This is a genomic window from Rhodococcus baikonurensis, from assembly GCF_040489275.1.
Lineage (GTDB): Bacteria > Actinomycetota > Actinomycetes > Mycobacteriales > Mycobacteriaceae > Rhodococcus_F > Rhodococcus_F baikonurensis.
Genome location: NZ_JBEUOQ010000002.1, coordinates 40,814 through 57,052, shown reverse-complemented (window position 1 = coordinate 57,052; position 16,239 = coordinate 40,814). Strand labels below are relative to the sequence as shown.

General features: G+C 63.6%; 13 protein-coding genes. 8 read left to right on the top strand and 5 right to left on the bottom strand.

Translation table 11 applies throughout. The features are described from left to right. Window positions 1-35: 35 nt before the first annotated feature. The 5 genes from ABWI03_RS04405 to ABWI03_RS04385 are packed head-to-tail and all read left to right on the top strand — an operon-like array spanning window position 36 to window position 6,427. Window positions 36-1,988: an oxidoreductase gene (locus ABWI03_RS04405; protein WP_298777804.1), complete on the top strand. Its 1,953-nt coding sequence runs from the start codon at window positions 36-38 to the stop codon at window positions 1,986-1,988. Beyond that, on the top strand, window positions 1,985-2,809 hold the full coding sequence (locus ABWI03_RS04400; RefSeq protein WP_298777299.1) for an aldo/keto reductase: 825 nt from the start codon (window positions 1,985-1,987) through the stop codon (window positions 2,807-2,809). Before ABWI03_RS04405 ends, ABWI03_RS04400 begins: the two co-directional genes overlap by 4 nt. After that, window positions 2,809-3,903 (top strand): Gfo/Idh/MocA family protein, encoded by a 1,095-nt coding sequence (locus ABWI03_RS04395; protein WP_298777298.1) that lies wholly within the window; start codon window positions 2,809-2,811, stop codon window positions 3,901-3,903. The genes ABWI03_RS04400 and ABWI03_RS04395 overlap by 1 nt, the downstream gene beginning before the upstream one ends. Continuing rightward, on the top strand, window positions 3,900-5,627 hold the full coding sequence (locus ABWI03_RS04390) for an FAD-dependent oxidoreductase (protein WP_298777297.1): 1,728 nt from the start codon (window positions 3,900-3,902) through the stop codon (window positions 5,625-5,627). The genes ABWI03_RS04395 and ABWI03_RS04390 overlap by 4 nt, the downstream gene beginning before the upstream one ends. After that, window positions 5,624-6,427 carry a sugar phosphate isomerase/epimerase family protein gene (locus ABWI03_RS04385; RefSeq protein ID WP_298777296.1) on the top strand — a complete coding sequence of 268 codons (804 nt, stop codon included), beginning with the start codon at window positions 5,624-5,626 and terminating at the stop codon, window positions 6,425-6,427. The genes ABWI03_RS04390 and ABWI03_RS04385 overlap by 4 nt, the downstream gene beginning before the upstream one ends. Window positions 6,428-6,481: 54 nt before the next feature. Here the strand turns inward: ABWI03_RS04385 and ABWI03_RS04380 are convergent, their stop codons facing one another. Next, on the bottom strand, window positions 6,482-7,570 hold the full coding sequence (locus tag ABWI03_RS04380) for a 3-deoxy-7-phosphoheptulonate synthase (protein ID WP_003940571.1): 1,089 nt from the start codon (window positions 7,568-7,570) through the stop codon (window positions 6,482-6,484). Window positions 7,571-7,943: 373 nt separating this feature from the next. Between ABWI03_RS04380 and ABWI03_RS04375 the strand changes: the two genes are divergently transcribed. After that, window positions 7,944-8,957: an ABC transporter substrate-binding protein gene (locus tag ABWI03_RS04375; RefSeq protein WP_298777295.1), complete on the top strand. Its 1,014-nt coding sequence runs from the start codon at window positions 7,944-7,946 to the stop codon at window positions 8,955-8,957. Window positions 8,958-9,004: 47 nt separating this feature from the next. On the opposite strand, the gene ABWI03_RS04370 is transcribed toward ABWI03_RS04375, so the two are convergent. The 3 genes from ABWI03_RS04370 to ABWI03_RS04360 are packed head-to-tail and all read right to left on the bottom strand — an operon-like array spanning window position 9,005 to window position 12,089. Further along, a complete protein-coding gene (locus ABWI03_RS04370; protein ID WP_298777294.1) occupies window positions 9,005-10,105 on the bottom strand; it encodes a DNA alkylation repair protein in 1,101 nt (366 codons plus the stop codon). Then, the gene (locus tag ABWI03_RS04365) at window positions 10,105-10,422 is read right to left on the bottom strand and encodes a nuclear transport factor 2 family protein (protein ID WP_095968776.1); all 318 of its coding nucleotides are present in this window, start codon (window positions 10,420-10,422) and stop codon (window positions 10,105-10,107) included. Before ABWI03_RS04365 ends, ABWI03_RS04370 begins: the two co-directional genes overlap by 1 nt. Further along, window positions 10,419-12,089 (bottom strand): PucR family transcriptional regulator, encoded by a 1,671-nt coding sequence (locus tag ABWI03_RS04360; RefSeq protein WP_298777293.1) that lies wholly within the window; start codon window positions 12,087-12,089, stop codon window positions 10,419-10,421. Before ABWI03_RS04360 ends, ABWI03_RS04365 begins: the two co-directional genes overlap by 4 nt. Window positions 12,090-12,284: 195 nt before the next feature. Here ABWI03_RS04360 and pruA point away from each other — a divergent pair, with 195 nt between their 5' ends. Together pruA and ABWI03_RS04350 are read left to right on the top strand one after the other, a co-directional pair. Continuing rightward, a complete protein-coding gene (gene pruA / locus ABWI03_RS04355; protein WP_298777292.1) occupies window positions 12,285-13,946 on the top strand; it encodes an L-glutamate gamma-semialdehyde dehydrogenase in 1,662 nt (553 codons plus the stop codon). Further along, window positions 13,946-14,911 carry a proline dehydrogenase family protein gene (locus tag ABWI03_RS04350; protein ID WP_235170154.1) on the top strand — a complete coding sequence of 322 codons (966 nt, stop codon included), beginning with the start codon at window positions 13,946-13,948 and terminating at the stop codon, window positions 14,909-14,911. Before pruA ends, ABWI03_RS04350 begins: the two co-directional genes overlap by 1 nt. Here ABWI03_RS04350 and ABWI03_RS04345 read toward each other — a convergent pair. Then, window positions 14,908-16,206, bottom strand: coding sequence for an NtaA/DmoA family FMN-dependent monooxygenase (locus ABWI03_RS04345; RefSeq protein WP_298777291.1), 1,299 nt, complete (start codon window positions 16,204-16,206; stop codon window positions 14,908-14,910). The genes ABWI03_RS04350 and ABWI03_RS04345 overlap by 4 nt on opposite strands. Window positions 16,207-16,239: the final 33 nt, after the last annotated feature.

Here is a 16,239-nt window from a genome sequence, read left to right as displayed (position 1 = left end):
AACGTCTACTTTCTCGAGAAGTACCGGGAGCACTGATGAACGTGACTGCACCGTTCGCCGAACCGCTCGACATGGGCACCGTCCGCCTTCGGAACCGGTTCGTGTCCGCTCCGATGGAACGCAACTACTGCGAAGTCGACGGCACCATGACGGACGAGTACATCGCCTACCTCGCCCGCCGCGCCGAAGGTGGTGCGGCACTGATCTTCACCGAAGCGAGCTACGTGCGCGCCGACGGCAAGGGTCGCATCCGGCAGATGGGTGTCGACGTCGACGAGCGGATTCCCGGCATCAAGAAGATGGTCGAGGCGATCCACGCACACGGCGCCCTCGTCGGAGTCGAACTCAACCACGGTGGACGCACGGCGCAGGGGTCGGTCAGCGGATTTGTTCCCGTTGCGCCGACACCGATTCCGTGCATGGTCGTCGGCGGCGAGATGCCCGAACAACTCGACGGCGACGACATCGAACACATCATCGAGTGTTTCGGTGAAGCCGCGGCGCGCTGCCAGAAGGCCGGCGTCGACGTCATCTCCCTACACGGCGGCCACGGGTACTTGATCCACCAGTTCCTCTCCCCTGCTTACAATCACCGAGACGACGAATGGGCGGAGCCGACCCTCTTCGTCAACAGAGTCATCGCTGCAGTACACGAGCATGCTCCGGGAATTACTCTGGGACTTCGGTTCTCAGCTTTCGAAGGTGTCGACGGCGGACTCGACGCCGAGACAACCCGCGCCCGCATCGACGCCATCGACACCGACCGACTCGATTTTCTCGACGTCTCGGCAGGCAACTACGAAGCGGGACAATGGATCATCCAGCCCGGTGAATGGTCGCGCGGTCTCCTCGCGCCGTACGCCGAGCAGTACCAGCGCGATTTCGACATCCCGGTGGGTGTGGCCGGACGCATCACGTCGCCGGAGACCGCCGCGCGGATCATCGAATCCGGGCAAGCCAACTTCGTCAGCATGGCTCGTACGTTGCACGCTGATCCGGACTTCCCGAATCACGCCATCGACGGTGGGCGGTACCGCCCCTGCATCGCCTGCAACTACTGCATCGACAGCCTGGCCGCCGGCCCCATTCCCTGCTCCGTCAACCCGTGGGTCGGACGTGAACTGGATCAGCCCACACAGCCGGCTGATGCCACCGTGCGGGTCGCCGTCATCGGTGCCGGTCCGTCCGGAATGGCCGCTGCCCGCGACCTCGCACTTGCCGGCCATCGCGTCGACCTGTACGACGAACGCCCTAGCCTCGGTGGCGATTTCGCTCTGGCATCGACGCTGCACGAGTATCCCGAATACGGGCGGATAGTGGACTGGTACCTCGCGGAACTGGCCGAACTCGGGGTGCAGTGCCACACCTCGACCAGAGCAGATGCCGCTTTGCTCTCTGGTAGCGATTTCGACGCGATAGTTCTTGCCGCCGGCGGCGTCGGCCCCGTGGTCGATCTCCCCGGAGCAGCAACCCGTACCGTTCGCGACGTCCGCGAATTCCTCGTCTCCGGCGATCCTGCCCCCGAAGCAATCACCATCTTCGGCGCCGACCGCGAGGCTGCTGCCGTCGCAGACGATCTGCTCCAGAAGGGCACACAGGTCGTCATGATCGGCCCGCAGGAAACCATCGCACACGACGTCGGCCGACGCGGCAAGATCGTGCTGCTGCCGCGCCTGGCCGCAAGTGAGAACCTCACGACCTACCTGAGCTCGATCGTCACGAAGGTCGACGCCGAGTCGGTCACGATCTCGACAGGCGGTGTACTGAGCGAAGTCGACGCCCCCGGCGAGCTGCTGATCTCGCAAGGCGTCGAGCCGCGCTCGGAGCTTCTGACCGAACTCCGTTCACTGGCACCACGACTCGGCGTCCATACCGTCGGCGACGCGAGCGGTGACGGCGGGTCCATCCATGCCGCACTCGTGACCGCAGCCGACGTTGCCGTCGCTATCACCGCCGCTGCTGCGGCCCGTCAGGAGGTTCACGCATGAGCGCACAGACAGCCGCACCGGTGGCAACTGCGTTGCCACCCATCGGACTCGGAACCTGGCCACTGGTCGGTGCCGACGCCACGAACTCGGTGCTCTCCGGAATCGAGGCCGGGTACCGCCTCATCGACACCGCCGCGATCTACGGCAACGAGGACGCCGTCGGCGTAGCGCTGGCGACATCGGGTCTACCGCGAGAAGAACTCTTCGTCACCACCAAACTTCGTGGAAACGACCAGGTTTCCGGTGACATCCGCGGAGCGCTCGAGCAGAGCCTGGAACGACTGGGACTGGATCAACTCGATCTGTTCCTGATCCACTGGCCGCTCCCGCGGATCGATCGTTACGTCTCGTCATTCGAGGCGATGCTGGCCTGCCGCGACGCCGGGCTGGTTCGGTACGTTGGAGTGTCGAACTTCCTCGAGCACCACCTGCGCCGCGTCGTCGCTGAAACCGGCGAGGCTCCGGCAGTCAACCAGATTCAGATGGACCCGTCGCTCGCTCGAATCCCGGTTCGCCGCGCAAACGACGAACTTGGCATCTTCACTCAGTCATGGAGTCCGCTCGGCCGGGGCGACGTGCTCGGCAATGCCGTTGTGAGCCAGATCGCCGATCGAATGGGTTGCACCCCTGCGCAGGTGGTCCTTGCTTGGCATGTCGCGCAGGGCGTGGTTCCGATCGCGCGGTCCGCGAATCCGACGCGCCAGGCCGAGAATCTGGCAGCACTCGACGTGACCCTCACCGGCGAGGACATCGAAGCACTGAACAGTCTCGACCGCGGCGAGTCTGCGGCACGGGACGTCGAAGCAGAGGAACATTTCTGATGACGCTGAAAGTCGGAATCGTCGGCTGCGGCAAGATCGCCGGCAACCATGCCCGCGCCCTGCAACAAGTACCCGGAGTCGAGGTAATCGGCTGCTGCGACCCCGATCTCGGACGCGCCCAGGAATTCGCGGCACTCCACGGCATTCCCGCAGCCGTGAGTTCCGTGGAACAACTTCTGGCCCTCGGACTCGACGCCTGTACCGTCTGCACGCCCCATCCGGTACACGAAGAGGTGATCGTTGCGGCTGCCGAGGCTGGCGTACATGTGTTGTGCGAGAAACCCATCGCAGTCGATGTTGCTGCCGCCGACCGCATGATCGAGGCCGCCGACCGCGCCGGGATCACGTTCGGGGTGCTCTTCCAACGCCGATTCTGGCCTGCAGCGCGTCGGATCCGGGACGCCATCGACGACGGCCGGATCGGACTGCCCACGCTCGGCGAGGCGTCGGTCATCCTGCACCGCCCGTCGAGTTACTACTCGGCCGACGCGTGGCGCGGACGCTGGGATACCGATGGCGGCGGCGTGCTCATGACGCAGGCGGTGCACCAGAGCGACATGCTGGCCTGGTTCATGGGCGAGGCCGTCTCGGTCAGCGGCTTCATCCGCACCCATACACACGGTGAGCACATCGAGACCGAGGACAGCGCGTCAGCTGTGATCTCCTTTGCCTCGGGCGGCACCGCCACCGTCACCGCGACTACCGGTGCCAATCACAATCTGGGCAACCGTGTGACAGTGATCGGGCGCACCGGTGCCATGGCCAGCGTCCTCGAGTTTCCCGAAGGGCACGAGGGTGTCAACGAAATCTGGACCGTGCCGGGCGAAGTGGAGTTCCAGTCGCCGTACTCCGCCGACGTCGACGCCAATCTCGATGTGGGAGCCGTCAATGCGGCACTGACCGACTTCCATACCCTGCAGGTACAGGACTTCGCCGATGCCGTCCTGACCGGGCGCGAACCCGCCGTCACCGGCCGCGACGCCCGCGCGTCACTTGCCATCATCGCCGCAATCTACGAATCGTCACGAACCGGGAAGGTTGTCGAACTGTCGTCGACACCGACCCTCGCAACAACTGCCAAGGAGCAGAAATGAGTAGCAGTACCCCCCTCACCTACGACGTGGTTGTCGTGGGCTCCGGCGCAGGCGGGCTTTCCACAGCAATTGCCGCAGCACATGGCGGCGCGTCGGTACTCGTTGTCGAGAAGGCCGACACCTGCGGCGGTGCAACGGCATGGTCTGGTGGGTGGATGTGGACCCCGCGCAACATGTTTGCCATCGCCGACGGTGTTGTCGAGGACCGTTCGGCGCCGCGGACATATCTGGAAAACCGACTCGGCGACAATTTCGACGCCGCCAAGGTCGATGCACTCCTCGACGGCGCACCCGAGATGGTCGAGTTCTTCGAACGCAAGACCGCGCTGAAGTTCGTTCCCGGAGCCAAGATCGCCGACATACACGGCGACACACCGGGAGCCGGCACGGGCCACCGTTCCGTCGGACCGACACCGGTGAGCTTGCGAAAGCTCGGCCCCGATGTCGCGGCGCTGCTTCGTCGACAACTGTACGAGACGTCGTTCCTCGGCATGGGCATCATGGCCGGCCCTGATCTGCAGGCTTTCCTGCACTCGACACGCTCGCCGAAAGCATTTGTACACTGCGGAGTTCGAGTCACCAAGCACATGTTCGACCTCGCCACCAAGCGCCGTGGTCAGCAACTCGTCAACGGCACCGCGTTGGTCGGCATGATGCTGCGCTCGGCACTCGATCTGGGGGTTGATATTCGGGTGAAGACGTCGGCAACGTCGCTCCAGACCGATGACGACGGCCGCGTTGTCGGCGTCCGCCTGGAAGGCCCGGACGGTGCCTACTCGGTAAGTGCCCGACGCGGTGTCGTACTGGCCACCGGCGGATTTGCGCAGGACATCGACCGACGACGCGAATTGTTCCCCCGGACCCCCACCGGAAACGAGCACTGGTCGCTCACCCCGAAGACAACCACCGGCGACGGCATCACCCTCGGTGAATCCGTAGGTGGCCGCCTGGACCGCACACTCGCATCCCCTGTCGCGTACTGCCCCGTCTCGATCGTTCGCTACCGCAACGGCAAGGAAGGGGTATTTCCGCACATCCTCGACCGTGGAAAGCCCGGTGTCATCGGAGTTCTCGCGAACGGCAAGCGTTTTGTCAACGAGGCACTCGGCTACCACGACTACACACTCGCGATGGTCGAGCAGGTTCCCGAGGGAGAAGAAGTGTGTTCGTGGTTGATCGCAGATCAACAGTATGTGCGATACCTCCCGCTGGGCATGGCCAAGCCCCTGCCGATCCCGATCCAGCCGTACCTGCGCTCCGGATACCTCACGCGTGGGCGCACTCTTCGGGACTTGGCCGAGAAGATCGGCGTCGACCCCGTGCAGTTGGAGAAAACCGTCGCAGCCTTCAACATCGGGGCTGTCGCCGGTGACGACCCCGAGTTCGGTCGCGGTACAACACCATTCAACCGAGGGTCCGGAGATGCAGCCAACCCCTGGCCGAACCCGTCGCTCGCACCCTTGCAGAAAGGTCCGTACTACGCGGTAAAAGTGGTGCCAGGGAGTTTCGGCACCTTCGCCGGCCTGGTGACGGACTCGTCGTCGCATGTGCTCGACGACAACGACCGCCCCATCGAGGGATTGCTCGCCGTCGGCGTCGATCAGGCGAGCGTGATGGGCGGGCATTACCCGTCGGGCGGCATCAACCTCGGCCCGGCTATGACGTTCGGTTATCTGGCAGGTCGGGAACTGGCCGCCGCCACGACAGTTGGAGCGCACGCATGACACCCTCACTGGGGCTTGCCGCCCTCACGGTGCTGGACACGGCTCCGATGCAACACGTCGACCTGGCCGAAAAACACGGCTTCGACACCATCGGCATTCGTCTGATGCCCGCGGCACCAGGCACGACGGCCTATCCTCTGCACGAGGACAAGCAGGGGTTGAACGAACTGGTTCGTCGACTGGACGATTCACCGGTCGAGGTATTCGACCTCGAAATCATCCGTCTTGCAGCCGACTTCGACCCCGCCGACTGCGTTCCGCTGCTCGAAGCCGGAGCACAGCTCGGAGCCAAAGCCGTTCTGGTTGGCGGTGACGACCGCGACCGCGCTCGGCTCACGGACTCCTATGCCCGCCTCGCGGAACTGTGCGCGAACTACGGCATCGTCGCTTCCCTCGAGTTCATGCCGTGGACCGCGGTACCCGATGCGCGTGCCGCCATCGAGATCGTCTCGGCGGCAGACGGTCCGGCTCGGAGCGTTCTCGTCGACGCACTCCACACCGACCGCTCGGCGACCACGCTGGAGGATCTTGCGTCCATCCCGCGCGAGTGGCTGCACTACGCCCAGATGTGTGACGGTTCGATCCCTGCTCCCACGGAGGACGCAGAGCTGATCCGTCAGGCCCGCGAGGAGCGTCTGGTGCCCGGCACCGGCGGCATCGCCCTGGCCGACATCTGGTCGAGTTTGCCTGCCGGGTTGCCGGTCAGCATCGAATTGCCCAACGAGCCACTTCGTCAGGCCGTCGGCACGGACGCCTGGCTGGAGCGCCTGGTCGAGGCCACGCGAGAAGTATTGGCCTAGCGGCCCTGTGCGCGTTTAGCGAGTCCAGGCACTCCCTAAACGCGCACGGGGGCGTCAGCCCCTCCGAGCCGCAACGGCCTGCGCCAAACGGTCCAATTGTGCTGCCGTGGTGGACCAGTCGATGCATGCGTCGGTGATCGACTGACCGTAGGTGAGCTCGTCCGCCTTGCCCAAGGTCAGGTCCTGACGGCCGGCCTCGATGAAACTCTCCAACATGACGCCGGCGATTCCCTGCTCACCCTCGGTCAGACGTCGGGCGATGTCGTCCAGCACGATGACCTGACGCTCGTGATCCTTGCTGCTGTTACCGTGGCTCGCGTCGATGACCACGCGCTCGGGCAGGTTCGACTTACGCAGTCGGGCAAGGGTGTCCGCGACGGTCTCGGCGTCGTAGTTCGGTCCGTCGCTGCCGCCACGGAGAATGACATGGCAGTCGGGGTTGCCCGCGGTACGAATCAAGGCAGCCTGGCCGTCGAGATCCGTTCCGGGGAACACGTGGCTCGCTGCCGCCGCGCGGGTACCGTCGACGGCTACCTGCACATCACCTTCGGTGGAATTCTTGATGCCGACGGGCATGGACAGCGCGCTGCACAGCTGACGGTGAACCTGACTGGCGGCGGTCCGCGCGCCGATCGCACCGTAGCTGACCAGATCGGCGATGTACTGAGGCATTATCGGGTCGAGGAACTCGCAGCCGACCGGCAGGCCCAGACTCGACACGTCGAGCAGCAACTTTCGGCCGATTCCGAGCCCGGTGTTGATGTCGAACGTGCCGTCGAGGTGGGGGTCGTTGAGCAGGCCCTTCCACCCGAGAGTGGTGCGCGGCTTCTCGAAGTAGACGCGCATGACGATGTGCAGATCGTCCCGCAACTCCTCTGCCTTGGCAGCCAACCGGCGGGCGTAGTCCATCGCCGCTTCCGGATCGTGCACGGAGCACGGACCGACGACGACGATCAAACGGTCGTCGTCACCGTTGAGGATGTTGATGGTGTCAGCACGCCCGGTGCGCACGGTTGCGGCCGCGACCTCGTCCGGAGCGTGCTGGGCCCGAACAGTCGCCGGTGACACGAGCGGACTGATACTCACAGTCCGCTGATCGTCGAGGCTGTCCGAAGCTGCGGTGGTGTCGATGGTGACAGTCATGGGGTTTTCGGTTTCCTGTTCTCAGGCCGACCCCAGAGATGAAGAGAAACTCCAGCGAGCCGGTCTGTAGTCCGGCTCTTGGGTGGAGGTTGTCAGCGCGTGGTTACGCCGGCAGGCCCACCCGGGGCCGGCCTGCTAAACCAGAAATAGACGCGCTGCATGTCGGTCACGATACCTCGAGTTCGGATCGGATGGGCGCGCCCCTCCACAACGAGCCGAATCCGAGGAGGGAGCTCTGCGACACCCGCCAACGCGGACTGGCTAAATCTGGTGAGCGGTTGGCGTTTTCGAGCAAGGCGTCGGCGGTCACGGTCGAATAGGTTGAAAAGGCACCCTCAAATGCCCAGAACACCAGATGGAGCTGTGCCTTCTCATGCCTGTGATCGAATCGACCGAAACCCCCTTGCAGTCGACAAAAGATGTGGACGGCGAATTCACCCGTCTGATCGATTCCTTGACACGACGCGGGTTCCTGACCGGTGCAGCGGCGCTCGGTGCACTGGGCGCACTGTCTGCATGTTCGAGCGAATCCAGCGGCACCGAAACCTCGGACGAATGGGTCGACATCGTCGTCGCGGACCAGGCCTACCGCCTCCCGCGGGACCCCAAGCGTGTGGTGGTGCTCGAAGCCCGAGGAGCCCTCGATTTTGCACTATTGGCCGAGTACCCGATCGTCGCGACCAATTGGGATCCGAAGTCGCAACTCATGCAGCAGGTACCCGCCGGCGCAGCTCGCCTCGGTGGGACGAACAACGAACCGAATGCGGAATCGATACTGAGCTTCGACCCCGATCTGTTGGTCGTCGGGAAAGGCTGGTGGGGCTACTACCAGGACAAAGGCCTGCTCGGCACTGACATCGCTCCGGTGCTCGTCGTCGACGAGGGCACGACGGGCTCGTCCTGGAAGCAGGCCATGACCGCGCAACTCACGGCTCTCGATCGCCGCGAAGTCGCCGAACGCGTCATCGCCCGCTACAACGCCGAACTTGCACAAGCGCGGGCCAAGATCGGTGGACTGCTAGAAGGAAAGTCGATCGCGATAGCCGGCGCAGACAGCGGCCAGATCTGGCTTCAGAACAACACGTTCGCCGTGTCGGTTGCACAGGACCTCGGCCTGAACGTCTTGACCGACGCCGCCCATGCCGCGCCCGATCGGAAGGACTCGACGTTCTACAGCCTCGAGGAGCTCGCCATCTTCGACCAGGCCGACTTCGTACTACTACAGAACCCCGACGCCGTCGAAGCCGAGTCGCCGACGTGGAAACGAGTCCGCGCTGTCCAGGACGGCCATGTCGGGCAACTGCGATACGACCTCAACAACGGCCTCGCTCTGACTGCGATGGCCCTGGCTGCCGACATCGCCGAACAGGTACAGGTCATGCGCTGACGTCAGTGCGGGCATTTGATCAGCGCGTGAGTGACGGGTGGGGTCACTCACGCGTCCAAGCGGAACTCGCCTCGTACCTGACGTACGCCGTTGATCTGCACTTCGACGGCATGGTCGCCCGCGTAGTACTTCCGGGTACTGATCGGTTTGAAGGAATGCCTCTTCGCGATGCGGGCCGGCACTCCGGGTTCCAGTGTTCGTGTTGTCAGTTTGAAGACCTTGGGTGTCGTCGTCCCGTTGGCCTTCACGTGGTGGACGATGTAATCGATCACGACGGTGACGGACTCTCTGCTGTTGTTCGTGACAGCGAAATCGAAGGTGAGTTCTCCACCCGCATCGACTACTTCTCGGTCGATGACGAAACCTTCGACCACGACGTCGGTGGGCGGCGCGAAACCCAAGAGAGACAGAGCATCGGGGTCGCCGGCCTTGATCAACGTCCGCAATGCATGTTTGACGATTTTCAGTGTGTTGGAATCCGGTGTCTGCAACCAACGCTTCGCAGTCGACACGGCGAGCGCTGAGTCAGCACGACTGAGATCGTTGAGATGGTTTGCGACTGAACGTCGTACATATTCCGAATCATCCCGATACAGCTGGTCGAGAATGACGATTGTCGACTCGGGACGCGCCGTCAATTCTTTCACCCGTCGTCCCCAGGGCAAACGAGTACGAGTGCCTTCGGTCGCCAAGCGCCGGACGTGTTCGTCTTCGTGGCCGGTCCAGGTGAGTGCGATCGCCAGCGAACGGTCGAGGTTCGTTTCGAGAAATGTGCGAATCGCGAATTCGGCGGTCAGACGCGACGTCAGCTCAGCAAGGAGAGCCATTCCCTCGTCGAAATCCGACTCGGAGCCACTTCGTGTCGCCGTGACGGCGACGGCTTCGGTGACCGGCCAGATCATCCAACCAGTGAAGGTCACCTCTGAAAGCGCACGGCGGATGACCTCGGCGAAGACCGGAAGATCCTGAGGCAGTTCGGCAGTCATCGCGTCCCGTACGACGCGGGTGCGTTCCCCGAGACTCATTCCGTCGAATTCGGATGCACTGCCCCGAACGAGGGCGAGGCGTGTGTGACCGGAGGCTCGCTCGAGGCAGCCCGCCAGATCGGCGACGACGGATTTACCGAGCAGTTCGTCGGCGGTGGGCATCAGGGACACACCGTGAGAGCGGAAATCCGATCACCGTCGAGAGTGAAGTGATGGTGCAACCGGATGGGACTTCCGGGAAAATCCCCCTCGACGTTCACCGACACGACAACAGCTGAGCCAGGGGTGTGCACCGACTCGATTTTCTGGGTGAAGGTGAACGCGGTCGACACCGCGGATTTCCATGCCACGATTTCTCCGATGCCGACGTACGTCCGGCCGTCGTCGCGCACCACGGCGTCTTCGGTGAACACGTCGCGGGCGTCGCCGCCGTCGAAGTACGCGCGCGCTGCGCCTGGCACCTTCGCTGAGTCGATCATTCGCGAAGAGTACTGCTGGGGTCCGACAGGTTCGGCGAACCCACTGCCCGAGCGGACGCCGCCAACTGAATCTCCATCAACAGCCTGGCCGACGGCTCGGACAGGTCGGTATCCGTGATCTCCTCGGCCCTCTTGATCCGATACCTGAGTGTGTTCGGGTGAATCCGAAGCTGCTCGGATGCGCGTCGGACATCGCCCGAATGTGCGAGGTAAACGGAGATGCTTTCGCGCATGTTCGACCCGTTGCGTCTGTCGTAGACGTCCAGGGCGTCGACTCTCGGATCGTGCAGTTGCTCGTCGGCCGCAATCGTGTCCATGATTTCACCCAGCAGCACCGGCGTGCGCGAGTCCGCGAGAGTGGTTACTCGAATATCCCCCGACGTTCCGTCCAAGACCCGATCCACTTCGGCCCGAGCCTGGGCCACCTCCGCAAGCGTCGAAACCGGCGAAGAGACCGCGGCCCGCAAACCTGAAGGCGACACCTTGTCCAAACGCGCGACAACTTCACGGGTCCACGAGACTGTGGATTTCGCGGATTGGGTTCGCGGAAACAGCACGTAGATCCGAGTGCCGACGGCACTCACCAGCGATTCACGCTGAAAGGCGCTGGCGTGCAGTCGCAAAGACGACACGAGTTCGCCCGAAGACGGCAGCCCACCGTCGCCGATACTCGCCACGCCGACCACCATCGCCGGTCCGGACATCGGGATGGTCAACGAGGCCGCGAGCGAAGGCACATCGACTCCGCCGCCGCGAACCCCGAGCAACCGCTGAATCTGTATCGCCTCATTACTCGGCGCGTCTCGGATGCGCGAAATCAGCCGAGCAGCAACGGCCGCGGCACCGCGAAGCACACTGTCGGCATCGGCGGCGATGGGTACCGGGCCTTCCTGAACCCAGATAGTGCCGAGAAGATCGAAACTGAAACCGCTCTCCCCCCTGCTGTTCTCGGAGATCCTGCGTATCGGGACCACCAACCGTCGCCTGATCGCGAGGTCTTCGTGAGCAGGCACCTCGACTACGTCGTCGCTTCGCCGCAGGCTTTCGAAGACGCCCCACTCCTGCAGCTTTCGGAGGTATTCGCGAGGGCCTTCGCGACCGAGGATGGATTGCCGGCGTAGTTCGTCCGCAGCATCTCCCGATGCCGAATAGGCCAAGACGTGGGAACGCTCGTCCTCGATGCTGACCATCCCCCGCGTGATTGCGGCGACGTTCTGCGCCAGCTCGAACAAGTCTGTGTCACTACCGAATACGATGTCGTCCGAATCCTGTCGGGACACCGAATGATCGAGCACGCCCCGGATCGTTGTGAACAATCGATCCCAACGAGCATCCGGGTGGACAGCTATCAAGGCGATTCCGGCGCGCTGTGCCGCGACCTGCACCGACGTGCCCGCGACCTCCTTCGACATGACAGCCCGTGGCGCTGATCCCTTCTGATCGAGACGGTTCAGCCACGCCGCCAGTTCGGCTGCGTCGATACCGACAGCGAGCCAGAGCTCAGAGGATTCGACGCCCTCGGTTCCGGGGCGCGTGAGGTCCCCGGCCTCTGCGAACACCACGGAGTCGACGAAGACGTCAGCGTCCGACGGCGCGAGGACGAGCTCGACAAAAGCTCCGCCCAGCGCCCGAAGGACCGCGTCGAGCCTGACCCCACGGATAGACACGTACCACCCACTCTCCGGACCGTCGCAACACCTCAATTTCGAGAATAGTGCATTTTCCTGCGAAAACGGTTCAGCCGATCGGACAAACACGGACACCGATGTTTGGCCGCTCAGCGGATTACTCGCCGACGTTTTTCGACTTGACTGATTCACGACACGACAACTGCCCACTCCTGAGTCTGCCGAAGGATCGTCATGGACGCCGTTACCAATGTCCCCCACCCCGCCAACGAACCGGTGAACAATTACGCACCGGGAAGCCCGGAACGATCACGCCTACGTACGAAACTGACCGAACTGGCCGAAACACCGACCGACATCAGGCAGGTCATCGGGGGTGTCCACCGAACTGCGGAAGGCAAGCGGGAGAACGTCGTTCAACCACACCGTCACAGTTCAGTCATCGGATCGTATGCGGGCGCAACGCACTCGGACGTTCGTGATGCCATCGACGCCGCAACCCTCGCCGCCCCCGCCTGGCGCGACCTCTCGTTCGACGACCGCGCTGCGGTCTTCCTCCGCGCCGCCGATCTTCTCTCCGGCCCGTGGCGCGAAACCATCGCCGCTGCAACAATGCTCGGCCAGTCGAAGACCGCATATCAGGCCGAGATCGACGCCCCCTGCGAACTCGTCGACTTCTGGCGTTTCAACGTAGCGTTCGCTCGCCAGATACTCGCCGACCAACCCGTTTCCGCTCCGGGAGTGTGGAATCGCGTCGAATATCGACCACTCGAAGGCTTCGTCTACGCGATCACGCCCTTCAATTTCACCGCCATCGCTGGAAATCTACCCACCGCACCGGCCCTGATGGGCAACACCGTGATCTGGAAGCCGTCACCGACGCAGGCCGTCGCGGCGTACCTGACGATGCAACTACTCGAAGCCGCCGGTCTTCCGCCCGGGGTGATCAATCTTGTTCTCGGCGACGGCCCCACGGTGTCCGAGGTCGCGCTGGCCGACCCCCGCCTGGCGGGCATCCACTTCACCGGATCGACCGCAACGTTCCAGCGCTTGTGGCGTGAAGTCGGAGCCAACATCTCGAACTATCGGACGTACCCACGTCTTGTCGGCGAAACCGGCGGCAAAGACTTCGTACTCGCACACAGTTCCGCAGACCCGGACGTACTCACGACGGCATTGATTCGCGGGGCCTTCGACTACCAGGGCCAGAAGTGTTCGGCCGCATCACGCGCGTTCATCCCGAAGTCGGTGTGGGCCAAGATGGGCGACACGTTCATCGACACTGTGTCGTCGCTGAAGTACGGAGACGTCACCGACCTGCAGAACTTCGGCGGCGCCGTCATCGATCAGCGTTCGTTCGACCGAAACGCCGCCGCGATCGTCCGCGCCAAGTCGACCAGCAGCCTCACCATCGCAGCAGGCGGCGACTACGACGACCGCGAAGGATTCTTCATCTCGCCGACGGTCCTGCTCGGTGACGACCCCAGTGACGAGGCCTTCAGCACCGAGTACTTCGGCCCCATACTCTCCCTGCACGTCTACGACGACTCTGCACCGAATGCCTACGCCGACATCCTCGCTCGCGTCGACAGCGGATCCGCTTACGCCCTGACCGGTGCCGTGATCGCCACCGACCGTGCGGCCGTCGATCAAGCTCACCACGGTCTGCGGTTCGCCGCCGGAAACTTCTACGTCAACGACAAACCGACGGGCGCGGTTGTCGGGCAACAGCCCTTCGGGGGCGCGCGGGCTTCGGGCACCAACGACAAGGCCGGTTCACCGCAGAACCTGCTCCGTTGGACGTCGACGCGTACCGTCAAGGAGACCTTCGTTCCTCCCACCGATCATCGTTACCCACACCAGGACGTCGATCCAGCCGAGAGCGAGAACCGTTGATGAGTACCGTCTCTCTGAGCAACCCGTTGCGGCCGGTACTGCTGGCGGCGGCACGCTCGTCGCGGCTGGAGAAGACAGTCTCCGGGATGTCCTTGACCCGCAAGCTGGTAGACAGGTTCGTCGCCGGGGACGCGGAACCCGCAGCGGTCTCGGCCGTACGCGACATCCTCACCAGTGGCCGGTTCGCGACGGTCGACTACCTCGGCGAGGACACTACCGATCCAGCTCAGGCAACAGCTACCGTCGATGCCTATCTCTCCCTTCTCCGCTCGTACGCAACGCTTTCCGAAGCGGCGGGGACGCACCGCTCCCTCGAGGTTTCGCTCAAGCTCTCGGCGCTAGGGCAGGCACTTCCCGGTGACGGCGAGAAGATCGCCCTGGCGAATGCACACCGAATCGTCACAGCGGCAAACGAAGTGGGCGCATGGGTCACCGTCGACGCGGAGGATCACACCACCACCGACTCGACACTGTCCATCGTCGAGGAGTTGCGCCGTGACTTCCCGACGCTCGGTACGGTCCTGCAGGCGTATCTGCACCGCACCGAGGCCGACTGCCGGCACTTCTCCGGATCAGGTTCACGAATTCGGCTGTGCAAGGGTGCATACAAGGAACCGGCCGGCGTCGCGTTCCAAAAGCCCGGCGAAGTCGACGCGTCGTACATGCGTTGCCTGAAGGTCTTGATGGAAGGTGACGGGTACCCGATGGTCGCCTCCCACGATCCCACCATGATCGACGCCGCCCTCGAACTCGCCACATTGACCGAACGGACAGCCGAGGATTTCGAGTTTCAGATGCTCTACGGCATCCGCGACGGCGAACAACGCAGATTGGTAGCCGAAGGCAATCACCTGCGGGTCTACGTTCCTTACGGCAGCCAGTGGTACGGCTACTTCATGCGTCGCCTCGCGGAACGACCGGCCAACCTCATGTTCTTCATGCGCTCACTCGCCTCCAACAACTAGGCGCCGGAAACTGGTGGCAGCGGAGGCAATTCGAGGTTCTCACGGAAGGTACCTCCGACGTAGTCGGATCCCACGATTGCGCGCTTGCGCAGTTCCGGCAGCAGTCCGCTCGTGACGAAATCGCGTGTACGCGGATCCGCAAGGTCACCGAGCGTGATGACGTCGAGGACACCTGCGTCGTATCGTTCCTCGATTGCGTCCGCGAGCTGTTCCGGGGTGCCTGCCGCTGCCCAGTGGCCCGTATCCTTGGACGCGATGATCAACTCACGCAATGTCTTTCCCTGTGACGCGAGCTTGCCGAAGATCTCGACCCGGCCCCGTCGTCGATTCACCGACGACGGGTCCGGTAACAACGACTCCGGGATCGGCCGGTCGAGCGGCAATTCCGAGAAATCCACGTCACCGCCGAACATGTCGGCAAGCCTGGTGCGTCCGGCGTCGAAGTCCGTCGATTCCTCGGCCTCTCTGACCAATCGTTCGACTTCGGCTTCGGTGGCGCCGTACGTTGCGTGGAACGAGCTGAATATCAGCGGTAGTTCGTCTCCGCGCCCCAACTCTGCCGCCCGGGCGCGGATCGTCTTCGTGTAGGTGACCGCGTCCTCGAAGGTTGCGAGAGAGGTGAATACGACCTCCGCGAAGCGAGCGCCCAGTTCGATACCTCCAGCAGACTGACCTGCCTGGAATTGGACCGGGCGACGCTGCGGCAGGGAGGGTATGTTCAACGGTCCCTGCACGGTGAAGTACTTACCTCGGTGCTCGATGGGGACCACCCTCGACGGATCGAGCACCGCAGAGCCCTCTCCTTGAATCAAGGCGCCGGTCTTCCAGCTGTCGAAGAGCGCGTTGACGACTTCGAGCGATTCGGCCGCTCGGGCGTAGCGCTCCTCCGGGCTCGGCAGGTCCAGGTCGCTGTAGTTCTCTTCTCCGAGTGAGGAAGTGACGGCATTCCATGCGGCTCGACCATTGCTGACGTGGTCCAGGGTGCCGAACAACCGTGCGAGGTTGAACGGGTGATGAAACGTCGTCGTGACGGTCGCGATGAGCCCCACATGCGTGGTGACCGCACTCAGCGCGGCAAGGAAGATCAACGGCTCCTGTGCGCCGATCGCACCCTGCGCACCGAAGCTCAGGAGATCGGCGGCAAACAGTCCGTCGATCTTGTTCGCCTCGGCCGTCTTTGCGACTTCGATCGCGGACGCGACCGTCGAAGTCGACGGATCGATCGCGGCGTCGTAGATGCTCACCGCCCCGCTGACACCGGTCACCGTCTTGAGCGGACGCCTACGATCGGCCACCGACCGTCCTCCTAGCTTCGCGAAATCTGTTCC

Bases quoted from the DNA above. Each gene is read 5' to 3' on its own strand.
- ABWI03_RS04405 (WP_298777804.1), top strand. From the start codon at position 36: ATGAACGTGACTGCACCGTTCGCCGAACCGCTCGACATGGGCACCGTC.
- ABWI03_RS04400 (WP_298777299.1), top strand. From the start codon at position 1,985: ATGAGCGCACAGACAGCCGCACCGGTGGCAACTGCGTTGCCACCCATC.
- ABWI03_RS04395 (WP_298777298.1), top strand. From the start codon at position 2,809: ATGACGCTGAAAGTCGGAATCGTCGGCTGCGGCAAGATCGCCGGCAAC.
- ABWI03_RS04390 (WP_298777297.1), top strand. From the start codon at position 3,900: ATGAGTAGCAGTACCCCCCTCACCTACGACGTGGTTGTCGTGGGCTCC.
- ABWI03_RS04385 (WP_298777296.1), top strand. From the start codon at position 5,624: ATGACACCCTCACTGGGGCTTGCCGCCCTCACGGTGCTGGACACGGCT.
- ABWI03_RS04380 (WP_003940571.1), bottom strand. From the start codon at position 7,570: ATGACTGTCACCATCGACACCACCGCAGCTTCGGACAGCCTCGACGAT.
- ABWI03_RS04375 (WP_298777295.1), top strand. From the start codon at position 7,944: ATGCCTGTGATCGAATCGACCGAAACCCCCTTGCAGTCGACAAAAGAT.
- ABWI03_RS04370 (WP_298777294.1), bottom strand. From the start codon at position 10,105: ATGCCCACCGCCGACGAACTGCTCGGTAAATCCGTCGTCGCCGATCTG.
- ABWI03_RS04365 (WP_095968776.1), bottom strand. From the start codon at position 10,422: ATGATCGACTCAGCGAAGGTGCCAGGCGCAGCGCGCGCGTACTTCGAC.
- pruA (WP_298777292.1), top strand. From the start codon at position 12,285: ATGGACGCCGTTACCAATGTCCCCCACCCCGCCAACGAACCGGTGAAC.
- ABWI03_RS04350 (WP_235170154.1), top strand. From the start codon at position 13,946: ATGAGTACCGTCTCTCTGAGCAACCCGTTGCGGCCGGTACTGCTGGCG.